Origin of the sequence: Variovorax sp. 3319 (assembly GCF_031456585.1) — a bacterium.
Lineage (GTDB): Bacteria > Pseudomonadota > Gammaproteobacteria > Burkholderiales > Burkholderiaceae_C > Variovorax > Variovorax paradoxus_P.
In genome coordinates this window covers 114,290-135,395 of sequence record NZ_JAVDUZ010000003.1, presented here as the reverse complement: position 1 = coordinate 135,395, position 21,106 = coordinate 114,290, and the positions used below count along the sequence as shown (strand labels likewise).

Here is a 21,106-nt window from a genome sequence, read left to right as displayed (position 1 = left end):
GCCTAGTGCGCCGGAACCAGGAAGTCCTGGCTGATCCGTCCGCCCAGTTCGTTCACGCGATCGAGGAACTGCGTGAGGTAGGCATGCAGCCCGGTCGCCAGGATTTCGTCGACCCGCGCGTATTGCAAGTCGGCCAGCAGCTTGCCGGCGCGGCGCTGGGTTTCGGCGCTCTGCTCGTTCTGTACCTTGGCAAGGTTGTTCACCACCTCGACCAGGCTCGCGTGCAGCGAGCGCGGCATGTCGGCGCGAAGAATGAGCAGTTCGGCCACGCGCTCGGGCTTGATCACGTCGCGGTACACCTTGCGGTACACCTCGAAGGCCGAAACGCTGCGCAGGATGGCGCTCCAGTGATAGAAGTCGTACTCCTGGTCTTCCTCCGTGGCGGTGCCGAAGAACTCGCTGTTGAGGGCGTGAAACTTCACGTCCACGAGCCGTGCGGTGTTGTCGGCACGTTCCAGGAAGGTGCCCAGCCGCGAGAAGTAAAAGGCCTCGTCCTGCAGCATGGTGCCGAGCGTCACACCGCGCGACAGGTGCGAGCGAAACTTGACCCATTCGAAGAATTGCGCCGGGTCGCGCTCGAAATCTCCGGCACGCAGCATGCGGTTCACTTCGAGCCAGGTGGTGTTTTGCGTTTCCCACGCCTCGGTGGTGAGCGCGCCGCGAACGGCGCGTGCGTTTTCGCGCGCCGCCTTCAGGCACGAGACGATGGAGGACGGATTGCTCTCGTCCTTGACCATGAACTCCATCACCTCGTTGGGCGCGATCTGCTCGTATTTCTTGTTGTACGAAGGCAGCAGCTCGCTAATGGACAGCACGCCCTGCCAACCGTACTTGGCCACTTCGGCCGACTGGGGCAAGAGCGAGGTCTGGTAGTTGACGTCGAGCATGCGCGCGGTGTTTTCCGCGCGCTCGGTGTAGCGCGACATCCAGTAGAGGTGATCGGCAGTGCGTGACAGCATTCTTGTGCTCCTGATTCCTTGCTTGCTTGCCTGCTGCGCTCAGGCCGACTGCGATTGACTTTGCGATTGCGCCGCCTTGGGCTTGGCGCCACGGTCCGCCTCGAGAATCCAGGTGTCCTTGGTGCCGCCGCCCTGCGACGAGTTGACCACCAGCGAACCCTCCTTGAGCGCCACGCGCGTCAGGCCGCCTGGCACCATCTGCACTTCCTTGCCCGAAAGCACGAAGGGGCGCAGGTCGATGTGGCGCGGTGCAATGCCGGCGTCCACGAAGGTGGGCGACGTGGAAAGGCTCAGCGTGGGCTGGGCGATGTAGCCGTCGGGCTTGGCGATGACGGCCTTCTTGAACTCTTCGATTTCGGCCACGGTGGCGGCCGGGCCGATCAGCATGCCGTAGCCGCCGGCGCCGTGCACCTCCTTGACGACCAGGTCCTTCATGTTGTCGAGCGTGTATTGCAGCTCGTCCTTGTTGCGGCACATGTAGGTGGGCACGTTCTTCAAGATGGGCTGCTCGCCCAGGTAGAACTCGACCATCTTGGGCACGTAGGGGTAGATCGACTTGTCGTCGGCCACGCCCGTACCCACCGCATTGCAGATAACGACGTTGCCTTCGCGGTACGCACGCATCAAACCCGCGCAGCCGAGCGTGGATGTAGGCCGGAACACCTCGGGGTCGAGAAAGTCGTCGTCGACGCGGCGGTAGATCACGTCTACGCGCTTTGGCCCGCGCGTGGTGCGCATGTAGACGAAGTCGTCGCGCACGAAGAGGTCTTGCCCCTCGACCAGTTCCACACCCATCTGCTGGGCGAGGAAAGCGTGCTCGAAGTAGGCGCTGTTGTACATGCCCGGGGTCAGCACCACCACGGTGGGTTCCGCCGTGGCGGGCGGGGCGCTGGCGCGCAGCGTTTCGAGCAGCAGGTCGGGGTAGTGCGCCACGGGCGCTATGCGGTTCTGGTTGAACAGCTCGGGAAACAGCCGCATCATCATCTTGCGGTTTTCGAGCATGTAGCTCACGCCGCTGGGCACGCGCAGGTTGTCTTCGAGCACGTAGTACTCGCCGTTGCCCTGGGCGTCTGGCGCACGGACGATGTCGATGCCCGAGATGTTGGAGTACACGTTGTGCGGCACGTTCACACCCATCATCTCGGGGCGGAACTGCGCGTTGTTCAGGATCTGCTCGGCCGGAATGATGCCGGCCTTGATGATTTCCTGGTCGTGGTACACGTCATGCAAGAAGCGGTTGAGCGCCGTCACGCGCTGCACCAGCCCTTTTTCCATGCTCTCCCACTCGTGGGCGGGAATGATGCGCGGGAGCAGGTCGAACGGAATGAGCCGCTCGGTACCCGAGCCGTCTTCGTCCTTTGCGCCGTACACCGCAAAGGTGATGCCGACCCGGCGGAAGATCATTTCCGCCTCTTCGCGCCGCGCCCGCATCACCTCGCCGGGCTGCTTTGCAAGCCATTGGTCGTAGCGCTTGTAGTGCTGCCTGATTGCAGACCCCGCATAGGGCAACTGCTCATACATCTCATCGAATTTGTGCATGGAACGACCAATCTCCTTGAGCCATAGCTTAGCAAGTTCGAGGCCAGTGAAAGCCCTATGTTGGCGCGGATTCCGCCCCGCGGGGTGCTTTTCAGGGCAGGTGGTGGTGCCAGTAGCGGGCGCCGCGGTCCCGTTCGCAGCCGACCTCTTCGGGCGCCTGGCTGCGCCATAGCGCTGCGCCGCAAGGCACGTTTTCGACAAGCTTCACGCCATGGGCCGCATAGCGCTCGACCACTTCGCCCGCCGGATGGCCGAAGCGGTTGCGGTACCCGGCCTGAACCAGCGCAAGACGCGGGCGCACCGCTTCGAGCAGTGCCGCGCTCGAGGAGGTCTTGCTGCCGTGGTGCGGAGCAAGCAGCACGTCGGCCCGAAGACTGGGGGTTCGCACCACCAGCGCGGCCTCTTGCAGGCGCTCGATGTCACCCGCCAGCAGTGCTGTAGCGCGGCCATTGCCGATTCGCAGCACGCATGAAATGGCGTTGGGCTTGGTAAAGAAGAGATAGTCGGCCGGCGCGGGGTGGAGAATTTCGAACTCCACCCCGTCCCAGTTCCAGTGCTGGCCCGCTTCGCAGCGCCTGTTCGGGCGAACAGCCTGCAGCGGGTGGGTGGCTTCGATCGAACTCAGGAGCTCGGCCTGCGGCTGCATTGCGAGCACGGCGGCAGCGCCGCCGGTGTGGTCGCTGTCGCGGTGGCTCAGCACAAGCATGTCCAGCCGCTCGCCGAGGGCACGCAGCAAGGGCACCAGCACACGATGGCCGGCGTCGCTTTCGAGGCTGTAGCGCGGGCCCGCGTCGTACAGCAGGCTGTGCGTTGCCGTGCGCACGAGAACCGCGCTCCCCTGCCCGATGTCGGCCGCAAGAAGCTCGAACTGCCCGGCAGGAGGCCGAGGCGACTGCCAAAGCAGCACCGGCAGGAGAAGCGGCAGGCCGAGCAAACGCAGCGTCCAGGGTAGGCGCATAGCCAGCAGAATGCCGCCCGCGATGCCAAAGCCGGCCATCCACACCGGGGGAGCGGCCATCGACAACGTGGCATACGGCATGGCCGCGAACCATTTCAGCAGCACGGCCAGCGCCTGCACGGCCCACGCTGCAAGCTCCCAGAGCGGCGGCGCCACGGCGCCCAGCATTGCCAGCGGCGTGATCACGATCGTCACCCACGGAATCGCAACCGCATTGGCCAGCAAACCGACCACCGACACTTGCTGGAAGAGCAGCAGGCTCAATGGAGTGAGCGCCAGCGTGATCACCCATTGCTCGCGAACAAACGCCAGCAGCCTGGCCGTCGGCCCCGTCTTTCCGTCGGCAGGCTTCATGAAGCCGGTCGTGAACAGGACGCCGACCGCGACGAAGCTGAGCCAGAAACCCGCCTGCATCAACGCCCAAGGATCGACAGCCACCACGACTGCCGCGATCAGCAACCAGACGTGCGGCCAAGGCCAACGCCTGCCGGTGAGCCGCAGCAGCGCCACAGTGGCCAGCATCCAGACGGTTCGCTGCGATGGCACGCCCCAGCCGCTGAAAAGCGCATAAAGACCGGCCAGCAGCACGCCGCCCACGAGTGCAGCCTGCGGCGCGGGAAAGCGCAGCATGAGCCGCACGCTGCGCCGCCATGCCGCACCGACGGCATGACCAGCGAGCCACGCGAACATTGTTATGTGCAGGCCCGAGATCGACATCAGGTGCGCAACCCCTGTCGCACGAAAGATGTCCCAGTCGCTGCGGTCGATGGCGCCCTGGTCGCCGGTGACAAGAGCGGCAATAACGCCTGCCTGCCGCGGGTCGGCTACTCGGCTGAACACCGCATCGCGCACGGCCTCGCGCGCACGCTCCAGCGGATGCAGCCATGTGGATTCAAGCCGCGCGGGCGGGGCATCGCGAGCACCGGTTCGCACATAGCCGCTGGCGCGCACGCCCTGCTCCCACAGCCACAGTTCGTTGTCGAAACCATGCGGATTGAGATTGCCGTGCGGCGCTTTCAGCCGCACCGTGAGGCGCCAACGCTCGCCCGCGTGCAACGGGGCCGCATTTACCTTCGGGGCGGGCGGACTCGCCTGCGAAGTGCGGCCCCAAAGGCCGGTGTCGTCGTGATACCAGCCAAGCGCGATTCGCGCAGGTACGCGAACCGGGGTTGCGGCGGGCTCGTCGGCCCAGCGGGCCGAATCGACATCCAGCCAGAAGCGCGTGCCGCCTTCGTTGTGCTGGGGCATTTGCGCTATTACCCCGGTGACCTGCAAGTCGCGACCTTCTATTGCCGGGTCGAGCGCGCCATTCGAGTAGGCCACCGACCGCCAGCCTGCAAGGCCGACTCCGGCGAATGCGCCGCACGCCAGTGCAACGACCATCGGCAAATAAGACGATCGCCGCCTGGAGAGCACGGCCAACCCCGCCACGCCAACGAAGAACAAGCCCGCATAGGCCACAGCGCTCCACAAGGTTGCCTGATGCAACTGCAATGCTGCGCCAAGCAAGGTTCCGCCCAGCGCAGCAAAGGCCCACGATCCGGCCATTGCGCCGCCAGACGCCCGGCCCGGCGTCAACCGCAAACTCCTGAACTCATGCTGCAAGCCCTCCCCGGACCCACGCTCAATGGCGCGTTAATTGCTTGGTATCTGGGCTAGTATGCGTCTCACAAGAGACATCTTTTCGATGCAATCTCGCAGTACTGCACACAAACGCATGTCCATTCACGCCGCACTCCACCACGTCACCCACTACAAATACGACCGCCTGGTGCAGTTGGGCCCGCAGGTCGTGCGCTTGCGTCCCGCGCCGCACTGCCGCAGCAACGTCATCTCGTATTCGCTGCAGGTCGAGCCGGCCGAGCACTTCGTCAACTGGATGCAGGACCCGTTCGCCAACTACCAGGCGCGGCTCGTGTTTCCCGAGAAGACGCGCGAATTCAAGGTCACGGTCGACCTTGTGGTCGAGATGGCGGTCTACAACCCGTTCGACTTCTTTCTCGAGCCGCAGGCCGAGAACTTTCCGTTCAAGTACACCGCCTCGCAGGCCGAAGAACTCGCGCCTTACCTGGTCACCGAAGAGGCCACGCCACTCGTTGCGGCCTACCTGGACAAGATCGATCGCAAGGAGCAGCGCACCATCGACTTTCTGGTCGGGCTGAACCAGCAGGTCCAGAAAGACGTCAACTACCTGATCCGCATGGAGCCCGGCGTGCAGACGCCGGAAGAAACGCTCATCAACGGCAGCGGCTCGTGCCGAGACTCGGGCTGGCTGCTGGTGCAGCTGCTGCGCCATTGCGGCCTGGCTGCGCGTTTCGTTTCGGGCTACCTCATTCAGCTGACCCCCGACGTGAAGGCGCTCGACGGCCCGAGCGGCACCACGGTCGACTTCACCGACCTGCACGCCTGGTGCGAGGTGTTCCTGCCGGGTGCGGGCTGGATCGGCCTGGACGCCACCTCGGGCCTCATGGCCGGCGAAGGTCACATTCCGCTCGCCTGCACGCCCACACCCTCGAGCGCAGCGCCTATCGAAGGCGGTGTCGACGAATCGGAGGTCGAGTTCGGCCACGAGATGAAGGTGACGCGCATCTATGAATCGCCGCGCGTCACCAAGCCCTACACCGAAGAACAATGGGCCGAAGTGCTCGCGCTCGGCGATGCGGTGGATGCGCGCCTGAAAGCCGGCGACGTGCGCCTAACGATGGGCGGCGAGCCGACCTATGTGGCCACCAGCGACCGAGATGCGCCCGAGTGGAACACCGATGCGCTCGGCCCCACGAAGCGCGGCTACGCCACCGAACTCGTCCACAGGCTGCGCGCCGAATACGGCCAGGGCGGCTTTCTCCACTTCGGCCAGGGCAAGTGGTACCCGGGCGAGCAGCTGCCGCGCTGGGCGCTTTCGATCTTCTGGCGCGCCGACGGCCAGACGCTCTGGCACAACCCCGAGCTCTTTGCCGACGAGCGCGTGCCCACGCACTACACCAGCGAAGACGCACGCCGCTTCACCACCGTGCTGGCGCACAAGCTCGGCATTACCGAGCGCTACGTCCAGCCCGGCTATGAAGACGTCTACTACTACCTGTGGCGCGAACGTCGCCTGCCGGTGAACGTCGACCCCTTCGAATCGAAACTGGACGACGAACTCGAGCGGGTTCGCCTGCGCCGCGTGTTCACGCAAAAGCTCGACGCCGTCATCGGCTACATGCTGCCGCTCGAACCCGGCAACGCCGATGCCGATGCGCCCGCACTTGCAGGCCCGGGCTGGAAAACCGGCCCCTGGTTCCTGCGCGACGACCGGCTCTACCTGATTCCGGGCGATTCGCCCATGGGCTACCGGCTGCCGCTCGACTCGCAGCCCTGGGCCAGCAAGGGCGACTACCCCTACCTGGTCGAGCGCGACCCGACCGCGCCGCGCGCCGCATTGCCAACGTCAGCCGACTACCGCGCACGCTACGCCGTGCCTGCCGGTGGCGCGAGCGGCGCCGACCTTGGCGCCGTGCCCTACGACTTTGGTGCCCCGCCCGCAGTGCCGGCCGCCGTGCGCATGCAGTCACCCGGCGGCAGCGCAACCTTGAGCGGCGATGCAGCGAAGGGCGATGCGGCGGCCGAAACCGCAGACCGCTCTGCGAACCCGGCCACTCGCCAGCCCCTGCGCGGCGAATCGGCGCATTGGGTCACCCGCACTGCCCTGTGCGTCGAAGTGCGCGACCCGCGCCGTGCCAACGGCCCGGCGGCCGAGAAAAAGGGCAGCGCCTCGGGTGTGCTCTATGTCTTCATGCCGCCGCTCGCGCGGCTGGAAGACTATCTCGACCTGGTGGCGGCCGTCGAAGCCACGGCCGAGCAGCTCGGCATGCGCATCGTGATGGAAGGCTATCCGCCGCCGCGCGACCCGCGCCTGAAAATGCTGGCCGTCACCCCCGACCCGGGCGTGATCGAAGTCAACATCCATCCGGCGCACAACTGGAAGGAACTGGTCGACCACACCGAATTTCTGTACAACGCCGCGTTCGAAACCCGCCTGTCGGCCGAGAAGTTCATGACCGACGGCCGCCACACCGGCACCGGCGGCGGCAACCACTTTGTGATGGGCGGCGCCACGCCGGCGGACAGCCCCTTCCTCCGCCGGCCCGAGCTGCTGGCCAGCCTGCTGCTCTACTGGCACAACCATCCGTCGCTGAGCTACCTGTTCTCGGGCATGTTCATCGGCCCGACGAGCCAGGCGCCGCGCGTGGACGAAGCGCGCAACGACCAGGTCTACGAGCTTGAAATCGCCCTGAAGGAAATCGCGAGAAACCGCGAGATCCACGGCCAGAACATGCCGGCCTGGCTGGTCGACCGCACGCTGCGCAATATCCTGATCGACGTGTCGGGCAACACGCACAGAAGCGAGTTCTGCATCGACAAGCTCTATTCGCCCGACTCGAGCACCGGCCGCCTGGGCCTGCTCGAACTGCGCGCGTTCGAAATGCCGCCGCATGCGCGCATGAGCATTGCGCAGCAACTGCTGATCCGCGCCCTGGTGGCTCGCTTCTGGGACGACCCGTACAAGGCCCCCGTTACCCGCTGGGGCACCGAACTGCACGACCGCTTCCTGCTGCCGACCTTCGTCAAGATGGACTTCGACGATGTGATCAGCGAAATGCGCCAGGCCGGTTTCGCGTTCGACGTCGACTGGTTCGCGCCGCATTTCGAGTTCCGTTTTCCGCTGGTGGGACAGGTGCAGGCCATGGGCGTGGAGCTTTCGCTGCGCAACGCGCTCGAGCCCTGGCACGTGATGGGCGAAGAAGGATCCGCCGGCGGCACCGTGCGCTATGTCGACTCGTCGCTCGAACGCATCGAGGTGCGCGTAACGGGCCTGAACGAAAGCCGCCACGTGATCACCGTCAACGGCAAGGTGCTGCCGCTGCAGCCGACCGGCACCGTGGGCGAGTTTGTGGCGGGCGTGCGCTACAAGGCCTGGAACCCGCCTTCGGCACTGCATCCGAGCATCGGTGCGCATGCGCCGCTCACCTTCGACATCGTCGACACCTGGATGAAGCGCTCCCTGGGCGGCTGCCAGTATTACGTGGCCCACCCGGGCGGCCGCAACTACGACACCTTGCCTGTCAACGCCTATGAGGCGGAAAGCCGGCGCATGTCGCGCTTTGCACGCATGGGCCATACGCCCGGCCTGATGCGCACGCCCCCGGCCACCATCGAGCTTGCGGGCAGCCGTGAGTTCCCGTTCACCCTCGATTTGCGGCGGTGAAAGGCCTTATAGGCACACAAGGGGACATTTAGCACATTGCCCGCCACCTGCCCTGGTGACGGCAATGTGACAATCGAACCCCTGTGGAACCTTTGAACGAATCCCTGTTCGACGCCCAGGCGCTGGAGTTTCCAGCCGCCCTGGCGTCGGCGCTCGCCCCGGCCGCCCTGCCCGGCCACTTCGACGAATTGCGCGGCCAAGCCACGCCCGCGGTGCCGCCGCGCCAGGTTACCGGCGCAGCGCCGGCGCTGGCCACGCCGCCCATGCTCTACGATGCGGCGGCCGAGCGACCCGCGGTTACGCCAAATCCTTCGCAGGCCCAGTCGCAGACGCAGACACAGACCCAGGTTCTCCAGCAGCCTCAGCCCTCCAACGAGAAGCCGCCCCTTACCCCCGCCTGGAACGCATTTTTCGAGCAGCTCGGCCCGGGCGGCTTTGGCGACCTGCCGCGGCGGGCGGTCAACCTGGAGCGGCAGATCCGCGACAACGGCGTTACCTACAACGTCTATGCAGATGCCGATGGCCCCCAGCGCCCCTGGTCGCTCGACCTGTTTCCGCTGATCGTCTCGCCCGAAAGCTGGAGCCAGATCGAAGCCGGCGTGCTGCAGCGCGTGCGCGTGCTCGATCGCGTCATGGCCGACGTCTACGGACCGCAGCAACTATTGAGCGAAGGTCTCTTGCCGCCGGCGCTTGTACGCGGGCACCCCGGCTACCTGCGCGCGCTGCACGGTGTCAAGCCGCCCGGCGACACCTGGCTGCACATTGCGGCCTTCGACCTGGCCCGCGGGCCCGACGGCAACTGGTGGGTGGTTTCGCAGCGCACGCAGGCGCCTTCGGGCCTCGGCTATCTGCTCGAAAACCGGCTCGCCATTACGCGCCAGTTTCCGCAGGCCTTCGAGGCGTTGCAGGTGCAGCGGCTTGCCGCCACCTACAGCGCCATGATGGACGGCCTGCAGCGCATGTGCCCGGCCGGCGTGCCGCCGCATATCGCACTGCTCACGCCAGGCCCCTACAACGAGACCTACTTCGAGCACGCCTACCTTGCGCGCTATCTCGGCGTGACGCTGGTCGAGGGCAGCGACCTCACCGTGCGCGACCAGCGGCTCTATCTCAAGACATTGCAGGGCCTGCGCCCGGTGCATGGGCTCATCAAGCGGCTGGACGACCAGTTTCTCGACCCGCTCGAACTGCGGCCCGATTCCACACTGGGCGTGCCGGGCCTGCTGCAGGCCATTCGGGCCGGCAATGTGCTCGTGGCCAACATGCCTGGTTCGGCATTTCTCGAATCGCCCGCGCTGCTGGGCTTCTTGCCGGGCCTCGCGCGCCGCCTCATCGGCGAAAAGCTCAAGCTGCCGGCGCTGCCGACCTGGTGGTGCGGCGAGCGCGCCGCGCTCGAGGCCGTGCTGCCTCAGCTGGGCGAATGCGCCATCAAGCCGACCTATCCTGGGTTCGACGGGCAGACCAGCTTCGATGCGGTGCTCGGCAGCGAGCTGAGCCGGCGCCAGCTCGACGAATGGGCCGGCCGCATCGTGCGCGACGGCGAGGCCCACACCATCCAGAGCTACCTTCCGCTGTCGCAAATGCCCACCTGGGCCAATGACCTGGGCCCCGGCCACATTGCGCCGCGGGCGGTGCTGCTGCGTGTTTTTGCCGTGAGCGATGGCGCGCAGTCGTGGCGAGTGCTGCCCGGCGGGCTGGCACGGCTTGCCGGCCGCGATGCGCAGATCGCCTCCATGCAGCGCGGCGGCAGCAGCGCCGACGTGTGGGTGCAAACGCACGGCGAAGTCGACCGCACCACGCTGCTGCAGCCGCACGCCACGCCGGCCTCGCTCGCGCGGCACCGTGCGCCCGTTACCAGCCGTGCGGCCGAAAACATGTTCTGGCTCGGCCGCTACACCGAGCGGGCAGAAAACGCGGTGCGGCTCGCGCGGCTCACGCTCAACCTCCTGGGCAGCGAAGACCAGTCGTCGCGCACGCTGCTCGACTGGCTGCATCGCATGGCCCTGCGCAATGCGTTGGTGCCGGCGGGTGTGCCCAGCGCACCGCAGTCGCGCCGCGTGTTCGAGCGCGCACTGATCGCCGAACTCGGCGATGTGGATCGCGGCGGTAGCGTGGGCTTCAGCCTGCGCTGCATCCGACAGGCCGCCGCCGCCGTGCGAGAAAGGCTCTCGCAAGACAACTGGAACCAGATCGTGCGTGCCGAGGCCGAGTTTTTGCGGCGCGCGGCCGAGCAGGCGGGCGAAGGCAGCTTTGCCACCGGCGCGGCACTGCGTGCGCTCGAATCTGCAAGCACCGCGCTGGCCGCGATGACCGGCGCACAAACCGACCGCATGACGCGCGACGACGCCTGGCGCCTGCTGTCGATCGGCCGCCACATCGAGCGGCTGGGCTTTCTGTCGAATGCGCTGGAGGCCGGCTTCGAGAATGGGGCCGTGCACGAGGTGAGCGGCTTCGAGGCCATGGTGGCGCTGTTCGACAGCACCATCACCTTTCATGCGCGCTACCAGCAGCGGCGCGACGTGGCCACGCTGGTCGATTTGCTGGTACTCGATGCCGAGAATCCCCGGTCGCTGGCGTGGGTCACGCAAACGCTGCGCGGGCGAATTGCGCGCCTTGCGGGCAGCGCACCCGGCAAGCTCACCGCCCTGTCTTACGAGCTGCCCGACCCCGCCAGCTGGACGCTCGAGCATCTGTGCGCGGCCGGAGCCGATGCCAACTACCCTGCGTTGGTGCAGCTTCTCGCCAACTGCGAAACCGCGGCCTACCATGTGTCCGATGCCATCGGCACGCGCTATTTCACGCTCACGTCGGAATCGCTGCGTTCGGTCGGCGCCTGAACACGCCTTTTCTGAAGGAGGCCGCAACATGCTCGCCAACCGACGCACCACGTGGATTGCCGCTGGTCTTCTCGCAGGCCTTGCCTGCCTTGCGCTGGCCGGCTGCGGCAAGCAAGAGCCCAATACCGCCACCGCCACCGCCAATACGACGCCGCCTCCGCCAACGGCGCCGCGGGTGCTGGTGGTCGGCACCGATGCTGCCTACACCCCCTTCGAGTCGCAGAACGAAAAAGGCGAAATCGTCGGCTTCGATATCGACGTGGTCAAGGCAATTGCGGGCAAGGCCGGCTTCGAGGTGAAGTTCGTCAACACGCCGTGGGAGGGCATCTTCAACGCGCTCGACCAGGGCGACCGCGACCTGCTCGTGTCGGCCATCACCATCACCGCCGAGCGCCGCCAGACCATGGATTTTTCGAAGCCCTACTTTGAAGCCAGGCAGCTCATTGCGGTCCGGCGCGACGCGCAGGTTGCCAGGTTCGAGGACATCAAGGCAATGAAGGTCGGCGTGCAGAACGGCACCACGGGCGACGAGGTGGTCGGCAAGCTCCAGGGCAAGTCGAGCGGCAACATCAAGCGCTTCGAATCCACGCCGCTCGCGCTGAAGGAACTCGAAGCCGGCGGCGTACAGGCCGTGGTGGCCGACAACGGCGTGGTGGAGCACTACCTTGCCAACAACCCGGGCGGCGGCTTCAAGACGGTGAGCGACGCGGCCTTTCCGGCCGAGCAATACGGCATTGCGGTCAAGAAAGGAAATGCGGAACTCCAGGCCCGAATCAACAAGGGCCTTGACGACATCAAGGCCGACGGCAGCTACGACAAGATCTACGCGGCTTATTTCGGCAGCACGCCCAGGTAGAACCCGCCGCAGCAGGAAACCCATGCTTCTTCACGTCACGCACGAAACGCGCTACGAGTATTCGCCTCCGGTCGAAACGGCGCAGCACCTGGCCCACCTGAAGCCCCTGGCCACCTCTTCGCAGCGGCTGGTCAGCCACAAGCTCGCCATCGAGCCGCAGCCCGCGCAGCGTAACGAACTGCCCGACGTGTACGGCAACACCCGCGCCTTTTTTGCGCTCGAGGCCACGCACGACAGCCTGGTGGTCACCGCCGAGAGCGTGGTCGAAACATCGGAGCCCGTGTTGTCGCCGGCCGTCGCGCGCGACCTGCCCTGGGAGGCCGTTCGCGAGCGCTTTCGTTACCGCAAGGACGCCACCTTCGATGCGGCCTCGGAGTTCGTTTTTCCGTCGCCCTACGTGCCCCGCCACGATGACTTCGCCGCCTATGCGCGCGCAAGCTTCGCGCCCGAGCGGCCGACCTTCGACGTGGCAATGGACCTCACCGAGCGCATGTACCGCGACTTTGCCTACGACGCCGACAGCACCGAAATCAGCACGCCTGCCGTCGAGGCGCTCGCACAGCGCAAGGGCGTGTGCCAGGACTTCGCCCACATCATGATTGCCTGCTTTCGCGTAATGGGCCTGCCCGCTCGCTACGTGAGCGGCTACCTGCTCACGCAGCCGCCGCCGGGCCAGCCGCGGCTTGTGGGTGCCGATGCATCGCACGCCTGGGTGTCGGTGTACCTGCCCGGCAATGGCGACGGCCCCGAGAGCGCCGGCGGCTGGGCCGAGTTCGACCCCACCAATGGGCGCCAGCCGGGCGAAGACTATGTGGCGCTCGCCATCGGCCGGGACTATTCCGACGTGTCGCCCATGCGGGGAGTGCTGCACGGCGGGGCGCGCCACACACTCAAGGTGGGTGTCACCGTGCAACCGATCGAAGAGCTGCGCACGCAGGCTGCGCAAGCGGCACAGTCACAATCGCAGACGCAGTCACAGACACAATCCCAGATTCAATCGCAACCCTCTGACAAGGATATCCAATGAGCGTTTACGACAAGCTTTCCAGCCTCGGCATCACCCTGCCCCCGGTCGCCGCCCCCGCCGCGGCCTATGTGCCCTTTGTGCGCACCGGCAACCTGGTTTTTCTTTCGGGCCACATCGCCAAGAAGGACGGCAAGGTCTGGACCGGGCAGCTCGGCGCCAGCATCAGCACCGAAGAAGGGAAGCAGGCCGCACGCGCCATTGCCATCGACCTGCTGGGCACGCTGCACGCGGCCGTTGGCGACCTGAACAAGATCACGCGCATCGTCAAGGTCATGAGCCTGGTGAACTCCGTCGGCACCTTCACCGAGCAGCACCTGGTGACCAACGGCGCAAGCGAGCTGTTTGCCGAAGTGTTCGGCGCCGAAAAGGGCTCGCATGCGCGCAGCGCGTTCGGCGTGGCACAGGTGCCAATGGGCGCCTGCGTCGAGATCGACCTGGTTGCCGAAGTCGGCTGACCGGCTCCCGCGCGGGCAGCAACAGCCATGAGCGTGCAGGCACTGCGCTCGTCCTTCGGCAACAACTGCCACTGGTGCGGCTTGCCGATGGATTTTGCGGAGCCTCGCAGCACGCCCGATTCGGCCACCATCGAACACCTGAACGACTCGACGCTGGGCGGCGTGCGCAAGCAGAAACACCGCCGGCTCGCCCACGCAATCTGCAACCGTACGCGCAACGAGTTCAAGCTGCAGGCCGAACGGAATTTCGAGCGCTGGATTGCCGAGCGCGTCGAACTCAGCCGCCTCGTTGGCGCTGTGGATCGCTCCGCCGCTGCGCCGGCTGCTATGCCGGCTGCGAAGAGCCCCGCACCACCAGTTGCCCCGGCAGCAGCAGCTGGCGAGCCGCCACATCCAGCCCCTGCAGCCGTTCGATCAGGCACGTAGCCGCGCAGCGGCCGATGGCGTCGGTCGGCTGCGCCACGGTGCTCAGTCCGGGGCCGATGAGCGAAGCCCACTCCGGATCGTCGAAGCCGACGAAGCCCAGTTCTTGCCCGAATTGCCATCCCAGGCGCGCCATGGCCTGGGCAATGCGCAGCGTAACCACCGCATTGCCCGCAACCACTGCCGCACGGCGGCCGCGCTTTGCACGCCGATGCAAGGCGCGCAAGGCATCGTCGAGCGCATCGCTTTCTCCTTCGACGCTTTCGAACACCTCGCCCGCCACGCGCGGCTCGTGCGCCGCCACGCACGCACCGAAGGCGGCGGTGCGTTCACGCCGCGAGCTCACGCCTTTTTGCGGCTCTGTCACGTAGAGCAGTTCGCGGTAGCCGCCTTCGACCAGATGGCCGCAGGTGTCGCGCATGGCTGAATGGTTGTCGAGCGAGACGAAATCGGTGTGCATCCCGGTATGCCGCCGGTCGACCAGCACCGCGGGCTTGCCGTGCAGCGTGACTGCATCGACCACGTTGCTGCCGCGCCCCAGTGTGTTGAGAATGAAGCCGTCGACCTGGTAGCCCGCGAGCGCATCGATGGCCTCGCGCTCCCGTTCGCTCTCGTTGCCCAGGTTGAACAGCATCACCAGGTAGCCCGCGTCCTGGCAGGCCTTCTCGGCGCCGCGCAATACGGCCACGGAGTAAGGATTGGTGATGTCGGCCACGATCAGGCCGATGAGACGCGAGCGCCCGTGGCTCAGCGCCTGCGCCATCGGGCTGGGCGTGTAGGCCAGCTTGGCGATGGCCGCCTCCACGCGCGCCGCGATGTCGTGGCTCAAGAGGCGCTCGCGGTGATTGAGAAAGCGCGAGACGGTGGCCTTGGAAACGCCTGCCGCTTCGGCGACGTCGGCGATGGTGGCGCGGCCTGTGGGTTTCATGGTTCTTCTCCTTCCCCCGCTGGGGGAGGGTTGGGATGGGGGCAGGCAGGGCGCGCAATGGTTGCGCCGCTTGCCCCCACCCCAACCCTCCCCCAGTGGGGGAGGGAGAAGAACCCGAGGGCAACCGTCATGCAGCCGCCGTGTCGTACGGCGCCGTCGGCTTCTCGCCGGCCAGCACCTGCAGCAGGTTCGTCGTTGCCAATTCCGCCATGGCATGCCGCGTCTCATGCGTCGCCGAGCCAATGTGCGGCAGCGGCGTCACGCGCGGATGCGTGCGCAGCGGCGAATCGGTGGGCAGCGGCTCTTTCGCGAACACGTCGAGGCCGGCGGAGCGCAGCGTGCCGTGATCAAGCGCGTGCAGCAAGGCGGCTTCGTTCACCGTGGCGCCGCGGCCGCCGTTGATGAAGGACGCCCCCGGCTTCATGCGCGCGAAGAAGCCGGCATCGATCATGCCGCGCGTCGCATCGGTGAGCGGAAGCATCGCCAGCACGATGTCCGAACGCGAGAGCAGTTCGTCAAGCGGCGTATGCGTGGCACGGCCTTGCAGTTCCGGCGCCTGCGCGGCCAGGTCGACAGGCCTGCGCGAGTGGTAGAGCACCGGCATGCCAAAGCCCAGTGCCGCGCGCCGTGCCACGGCTTGGCCGATGCGGCCGAAGCCCAAAATTCCAAGCGTCTTGCCATGCACATCGGTACCAAAGAATTCTTCGCCGATGTTCTTCGTCCAGCGGCCTTCGCGCACGAGGTTCGACAGCTCGACCACGCGGCGCTGCGTAGCCATCAGGATCGCGAACACCGTGTCGGCCACGGTTTCGGTGAGCACGTCGGGCGTGTGGCACAGCACGATGCCCCGCTTGTTCAGCTCTGCCAGCGGATAGTTGTCGACGCCGACCGACACGCTGGAGATCACCTGCAGCTGCGGCGCCGCATCGAGCAGCGCCGCATCGACCGTGTGGCTCGAGCCGATCAGGCCGTTTGCAGTGCGCAGCGCCGCGGCAAATGCCTCGGGCTCCTTGCGCGGGTCGGCAATGGTCACATGATGCGCAGCCTGCAGGCGCGCCAGCTGGTCTTGAGGCAGCGCCCTGAAGACGAGCACGTTTTTTCTTGCGGTCACGGTCAGAGTCCTGCTTCTTCGAGTTCGGCGCGTGTGGGCAGGCCTTCGGTATCGCCCAGCACCTGCACCGCGCGTGCGCCGATCCACGCACCGCGGCGAACGGCCTCGGGCACGCTCTTGCCTTCGAGCAATGCGCTCACCACGCCGGCCGCAAAACCGTCGCCAGCGCCAACGGTGTCGATCACTTCCTTCACGGGAAAACCGTCGACGCGTCCGGTGCCGGCCACGTCGCTGTCGTAGTACGCACCTTCGGAACCGAGCTTGACGACCACCAGTTTTGCGCCGCGCTCACGATAAAAGCGCGCCACGTCTTCAGGCTGGGTATGCCCGGTGAGCAGCAGCCCCTCTTCGATGCCTGGCAGCACCCAGTCGGCGCGCGAGGCCAGCTCGTTGATCCAGTGGCGCATGGTTTCTTTGGACGACCAGAGCGTGGGCCGCAGGTTGGTGTCGAACGAGATGGTGCGGCCCGCCGCGCGCATCACGTCCATCGTCTTGAGCGCGGCCTGCAGGCTGGTGTCGGAAATAGCCGCGAACACGCCCGTGGCATGCAGGTGGCGTGCCGAACGCAGCCAAGCCTCATCGACATCGGCGGGGCCCATGTGGCTTGCGGCCGAACCCTTGCGGTGGTACTCGACCGGCGGGTCGCTGCCGTCGGTAACACGTCCCTTGAACTGAAAACCGGTACGCTGCGTCGGGTCGCAAATCACGTGCGAGCAGTCGATGCCTTCGGCCTGCATCGTCGCCAGCAGCGTGCGGCCCATTGAATCGGTACCGAGGCGGCTGGCCCAGCCCACCTTGAGACCCAGGCGCGAAAGGCCGATGGCCACGTTGGTTTCGGCGCCCGCGGTGCGCTTGTGAAATGACTGCGCGTTTTCCAGCGGGCCGGGCCTGTCGGCCACCAGCAGCAGCATGGCCTCGCCGAACAGGGCAACGTCGAAAGCGGTCGGTTCTGTCATGTGTTCCTACGCTCGCGCGGAGCGGATGAAATCGATTTGCGTGCGTGTAACGGCCAGGAGGTCGTCGCCCACGAGCGGGTATTCGATGGCATGCGGCACATCCGCAGGCAGCGCGCGCAGCACGGCGCGCCACGGCGCGGCCGAGTCGCCCAATGGCACCGCCACCCACTTGTGCGGCAGGCGCTGCACGCCCTTGCAATGCACATAGCGCACGCGCTGCGAAAACGCCTGCGCCGCCTGCAGCGGACATTCGCCAAGCCAGTGCCAGTTGCCCATGTCGAAGGTCATGCCAAGTTCGACGCCGGCACGGTCGGCCGCATCGAAGAAGGCCTGCAACGCAGACAACGTGCCGGCGCGAACGGTCTGGTCGTTTTCAATCAGCAGTTCGACCCGCGTTTCGGCGAGCTGCACCTTCAGTCCCCAGAGCGAACCGTGAGACGACGCACGAAAGTCGCCGATCGACATCTTGAGCCGCCTGGCGCCCAGCCTGGTTGCGGCGGCAATGCCGCGCGCAAGCGCCGCGCTGTCGAGCCAGCCGCCTTCGGCCCACAGGCCTTCGGGACTGGAATACACAGAGGCAAGCCCTGCGAGCGAAGGCAGTTCCGCATCCGGGTTGCGCAGCATCTCGCCGCGTACCTCGACCGAATCGGCTCCTGCTTCCAGCGCCAGTTGCGAGCACCAGAGCTGGCCGTGCCGGCCCACCTCGGCCGCACCGAAGGACGACAGAGAAATGAGTACCTGAAAAGACATCAGTGGGCTTGGTGGGAACTCAGGATCTGGCCAAGGAACTGGCGCGTTTTTTCGTTCTGCGGATTGCTGAAGAATTCTTGCGGCGGCGCCTGCTCCACGATCTTGCCTTCGGCCATGAAGATCACCCGGTCGGCCACGCTGCGGGCAAAGCCCATTTCGTGCGTGACGCAAAGCATGGTCATGCCGTCTTCGGCAAGGCCGATCATTGTGTCGAGCACTTCCTTGACCATTTCGGGGTCGAGCGCGGAAGTGGGCTCGTCGAACAGCATGATCTTGGGCGTCATGCACAGCGCACGCGCAATGGCCACGCGCTGCTGCTGCCCGCCGGAGAGTTGGCTCGGGTACTTGCTCGCCTGCTCCGGAATGCGCACGCGGGTGAGGTACTTCATGGCCACCTCTTCCGCCTGTGCCTTGGTCATGCCGCGCGAGCGCATCGGCGCAAGCGTGCAGTTTTCCAGAATGGTGAGGTGCGGAAACAGGTTGAACTGCTGAAACACCATGCCAACCTCGGCACGCACCGCGTCCACGTTCTTGCCGCCTGCCGTCAGGTCGATGCCGTCGACCACAATGCGGCCCTTCTGCACCGTTTCGAGCCGGTTGATGCAGCGGATGAGCGTCGACTTGCCCGAGCCCGAAGGCCCGCAGATCACGATGCGTTCGCCCTGGCGCACCGACAGGTCGATGCCGGTCAACACCTGGAATTCACCGTACCACTTGTTGACCGCTTCCATGCGGATGATCGATTCCGTCGTCATGCCGGGATTCCTTGTTCTTCAGCCCTTGCGGTTCACTGCATCTTCGGCAGGTCGGCCTGCAGCCACTTCTGGTAGAGCTTGTTGAGCTCACCATTGGCGGTGTTCTTGGCAACGAATTCGTTGACCGCCTTGTGCAGCTCTTCCTGGCCAGGACGCATTGCAATGCCCATCGATTGCTGCACCAGCGTGAACTTGTTTTCGTAGCTGCCGGCGGGCACGCGCTTGGCAATTTGCGCAGCCACGGTCACCGAGCAGCCGATGGCGTCGACCTGGCCCGAGATCAGCGCCTGCATGGCCGATGCGTCGTCGTCGAAGCGGCGGATTTCGGTGCCTTCAGGTGCGGCCTTGGTCACTGCCACGTCTTGCGTCGAAGCGCGGGCCACGCCCACGCGCAGGCCCTTCAGGTCGGTTGCGGTCTTGATGGGCGTCTTGGTGGCGCCGTACAGCACGATGGTGGCGGCCGCATAGGGCTGCGAGAACTGCACCTGCTTGGCACGCTCGGGCGTGATGGCCAGCGAGGCGACCAGCAGGTCGACCTTGTTGGTCAGCAGAAAAGGAATGCGGTTGGGGCCGGTCACCGGCACGATGTTGGCCTTGACGCCCCAATCTTTGGCGAGCAGCTTGGCCACGTCGGCGTCATAGCCGTCGGGCTGGTTCTGCGCGTTGGTGGTGCCGTAGGGCGGGAAGTCGACCAGCATGCCGATGGTGATCTCGCCCTTCTTCTTGATGTCGGCCACGGATTGGGCCGACGCGAAAGGTGCGAACACGGTGAGCGCGGCGCCAAGGCCAAGGGCTGCCAGCGCAACGCGGCGGGTGGTGGTACGGGTCATTGGATGTGTCTCCTGAAAATGAAAAGGAAGCGACGAGAACAGAGAAAGAAAAAATGAAAACGACGGATCAGCGTGCGAGCGCTTGCGCGCGCTTGCGTTCCATGCGCCCGGCCAGCAGCGAGAGCGGCCAGCAGATCGCAAAGTAGATGGCGGCCACCACCGAGAACACGATGAGCGGCTGGAAGGTGGCGTTGTTGACGATTTGCCCCGCACGCGTCACCTCCACGAAGCCGATGATGGCTGCGAGCGAGGTGCCCTTGATGATCTGCACCAGGTAGCCCACCGTGGGTGCGAGCGCAATCTTGAAAGCCTGCGGCAGCACCACGTCGCGCATGCGCGCGCTGTACTTGAGGCTGAGTGCCTCGGCGGCTTCCCACTGGCCGCGCGGAACCGCCTCGATGCAGCCGCGCCAGATTTCACCCAGGAACGCCGCGCTGTTGAGAATGAGCGCCACGCCCGCGGCAATCCATGGGTTGATGTCCAGCCCCAGCACCGGCGCGCCGAAGAACACCAGGAACAGCTGCAGCAGCAGCGGGGTGCCCTGGAAGATCTGGATGAAGGTGGTTGAAACGCCGCGCGCCCATGCCGACTCGGACGTGCGCATGAGCGCAATGATCAGCCCGAGGATCGCGCCGCCCACAAAGGCAATGGCCGAGAGCGCGAGCGTCCATTTGGCCGCCTCGAGGATGAACAGGAATTCGGGAAAACCGAAGGTACGCATGATGTGTCTTGCTCCGTCCGTGGGTTGTTACCGGCGGTCCGGATAGTTGAGCGTGCGCTTGTAGATGAACTTGAACATGGCCGAGAAAGCCAGCGCCAGCGCAAGGTAGATGGCAGCCACGACGATGTAGATCTCGAAGCTGCGGAAGGTTTGCGACTGCAGGTTGGCGGCCACCGAGGTCAGGTCGTCGGCCGAAATGACCGACACCACCGCCGAACTCAGCATCAGGAGGATGAACTGGCTCGTGAGCGCCGGGTAGATGGCCTTGAGCGCGGGCTTGATGATGACAAAGCGGAAGATCTCCCACGGCTTGAGATTGAGCGCCCTGCCCGCCTCGATTTGCCCCTTGGGAATCGACTCGATGCCCGCCCGGATGATTTCGGTTGCATACGCGCCGAGGTTCACCACCATGGCCACCAGCGCGGCCGTTTGCGGCGACCAGCGCAGACCGATGGCCGGCAGCGCGAAGAAGAAAAAGAACAGCTGCACCAGGAACGGCGTATTGCGGATGACCTCGATGTACGCGTTGATGACAAAGCGCAGCCACGCCGGCCCCGACGTTTTGCCCCAGGCGCAGAAGATGGCGACCACCAGGCCGATCAGCGTGGCGGAAAGCGAAAGCTGAATCGTGATCCAGGTGCCCTTGAGCAGCAGCGGCCAGGCAGCGAAGACGGCGTCGAATTGAAACTGGTAGTTCATGTTTGCGAGCACGGGCGTTGCCGTGCGCGTGCCCCAAAAGCAATGCTTGCAGCT

At 65.8% G+C, this 21,106-nt stretch carries 17 protein-coding genes; 6 read left to right on the top strand and 11 right to left on the bottom strand.

Annotation, left to right across the window (positions count from 1 at the left end; all coding sequences use genetic code 11):
• Positions 1-2 precede the first annotated feature (2 nt).
• The 3 genes from J2X67_RS07820 to J2X67_RS07810 form a co-directional block, all read right to left on the bottom strand.
• Positions 3-959, bottom strand: coding sequence for an alpha-E domain-containing protein (locus tag J2X67_RS07820; RefSeq protein WP_307700137.1), 957 nt, complete (start codon positions 957-959; stop codon positions 3-5).
• 39 nt (positions 960-998) lie between these two features.
• The gene (locus J2X67_RS07815; protein ID WP_157614653.1) at positions 999-2,498 is read right to left on the bottom strand and encodes a circularly permuted type 2 ATP-grasp protein; all 1,500 of its coding nucleotides are present in this window, start codon (positions 2,496-2,498) and stop codon (positions 999-1,001) included.
• 91 nt (positions 2,499-2,589) lie between these two features.
• Positions 2,590-5,004 carry a DNA internalization-related competence protein ComEC/Rec2 gene (locus J2X67_RS07810; protein ID WP_309951982.1) on the bottom strand — a complete coding sequence of 805 codons (2,415 nt, stop codon included), beginning with the start codon at positions 5,002-5,004 and terminating at the stop codon, positions 2,590-2,592.
• 169 nt (positions 5,005-5,173) lie between these two features.
• Between J2X67_RS07810 and J2X67_RS07805 the strand changes: the two genes are divergently transcribed.
• From J2X67_RS07805 to J2X67_RS07780, 6 genes are all read left to right on the top strand, one after another.
• A complete protein-coding gene (locus J2X67_RS07805) occupies positions 5,174-8,704 on the top strand; it encodes a transglutaminase family protein (protein WP_309951981.1) in 3,531 nt (1,176 codons plus the stop codon).
• 83 nt (positions 8,705-8,787) lie between these two features.
• Entirely contained in the window at positions 8,788-11,541 is a 2,754-nt protein-coding gene (locus J2X67_RS07800) for a circularly permuted type 2 ATP-grasp protein (RefSeq protein WP_309951979.1), read from the top strand.
• A 28-nt stretch (positions 11,542-11,569) separates the two neighbouring features.
• Entirely contained in the window at positions 11,570-12,397 is an 828-nt protein-coding gene (locus J2X67_RS07795; protein WP_309951978.1) for a basic amino acid ABC transporter substrate-binding protein, read from the top strand.
• A 22-nt stretch (positions 12,398-12,419) separates the two neighbouring features.
• Positions 12,420-13,424: a transglutaminase family protein gene (locus tag J2X67_RS07790; protein ID WP_309951976.1), complete on the top strand. Its 1,005-nt coding sequence runs from the start codon at positions 12,420-12,422 to the stop codon at positions 13,422-13,424.
• Positions 13,421-13,879, top strand: coding sequence for a RidA family protein (locus tag J2X67_RS07785; RefSeq protein ID WP_309951973.1), 459 nt, complete (start codon positions 13,421-13,423; stop codon positions 13,877-13,879). The genes J2X67_RS07790 and J2X67_RS07785 overlap by 4 nt, the downstream gene beginning before the upstream one ends.
• A 27-nt stretch (positions 13,880-13,906) precedes the next feature.
• A complete protein-coding gene (locus tag J2X67_RS07780) occupies positions 13,907-14,305 on the top strand; it encodes a hypothetical protein (RefSeq protein ID WP_309951972.1) in 399 nt (132 codons plus the stop codon).
• Here the strand turns inward: J2X67_RS07780 and J2X67_RS07775 are convergent.
• The 8 genes from J2X67_RS07775 to J2X67_RS07740 all read right to left on the bottom strand — a co-directional run bounded on the left by J2X67_RS07775 (position 14,205) and on the right by J2X67_RS07740 (position 21,052).
• Positions 14,205-15,230: a LacI family DNA-binding transcriptional regulator gene (locus tag J2X67_RS07775; RefSeq protein WP_309951970.1), complete on the bottom strand. Its 1,026-nt coding sequence runs from the start codon at positions 15,228-15,230 to the stop codon at positions 14,205-14,207. The two genes, J2X67_RS07780 and J2X67_RS07775, sit on opposite strands and share 101 nt — an antisense overlap.
• A gap of 127 nt (positions 15,231-15,357) precedes the next feature.
• Positions 15,358-16,341, bottom strand: a complete 984-nt coding sequence (locus J2X67_RS07770) for a 2-hydroxyacid dehydrogenase (RefSeq protein WP_409050472.1) — start codon at positions 16,339-16,341, stop codon at positions 15,358-15,360.
• A gap of 2 nt (positions 16,342-16,343) precedes the next feature.
• Positions 16,344-17,297, bottom strand: coding sequence for a sugar kinase (locus J2X67_RS07765; RefSeq protein WP_309951968.1), 954 nt, complete (start codon positions 17,295-17,297; stop codon positions 16,344-16,346).
• Positions 17,298-17,303: 6 nt separating this feature from the next.
• Positions 17,304-18,047, bottom strand: coding sequence for a glutamine ABC transporter ATP-binding protein (locus J2X67_RS07760; protein ID WP_309951965.1), 744 nt, complete (start codon positions 18,045-18,047; stop codon positions 17,304-17,306).
• The gene (locus J2X67_RS07755; RefSeq protein ID WP_309951964.1) at positions 18,047-18,802 is read right to left on the bottom strand and encodes an amino acid ABC transporter ATP-binding protein; all 756 of its coding nucleotides are present in this window, start codon (positions 18,800-18,802) and stop codon (positions 18,047-18,049) included. Before J2X67_RS07755 ends, J2X67_RS07760 begins: the two co-directional genes overlap by 1 nt.
• A 32-nt stretch (positions 18,803-18,834) precedes the next feature.
• The gene (locus tag J2X67_RS07750) at positions 18,835-19,632 is read right to left on the bottom strand and encodes a transporter substrate-binding domain-containing protein (protein ID WP_309951962.1); all 798 of its coding nucleotides are present in this window, start codon (positions 19,630-19,632) and stop codon (positions 18,835-18,837) included.
• Between the two features lie 67 nt (positions 19,633-19,699).
• Positions 19,700-20,353 carry an amino acid ABC transporter permease gene (locus J2X67_RS07745; RefSeq protein WP_281146584.1) on the bottom strand — a complete coding sequence of 218 codons (654 nt, stop codon included), beginning with the start codon at positions 20,351-20,353 and terminating at the stop codon, positions 19,700-19,702.
• A 27-nt stretch (positions 20,354-20,380) separates the two neighbouring features.
• Positions 20,381-21,052 carry an amino acid ABC transporter permease gene (locus J2X67_RS07740; RefSeq protein WP_309951960.1) on the bottom strand — a complete coding sequence of 224 codons (672 nt, stop codon included), beginning with the start codon at positions 21,050-21,052 and terminating at the stop codon, positions 20,381-20,383.
• Between the last annotated feature and the right edge of the window lie 54 nt (positions 21,053-21,106).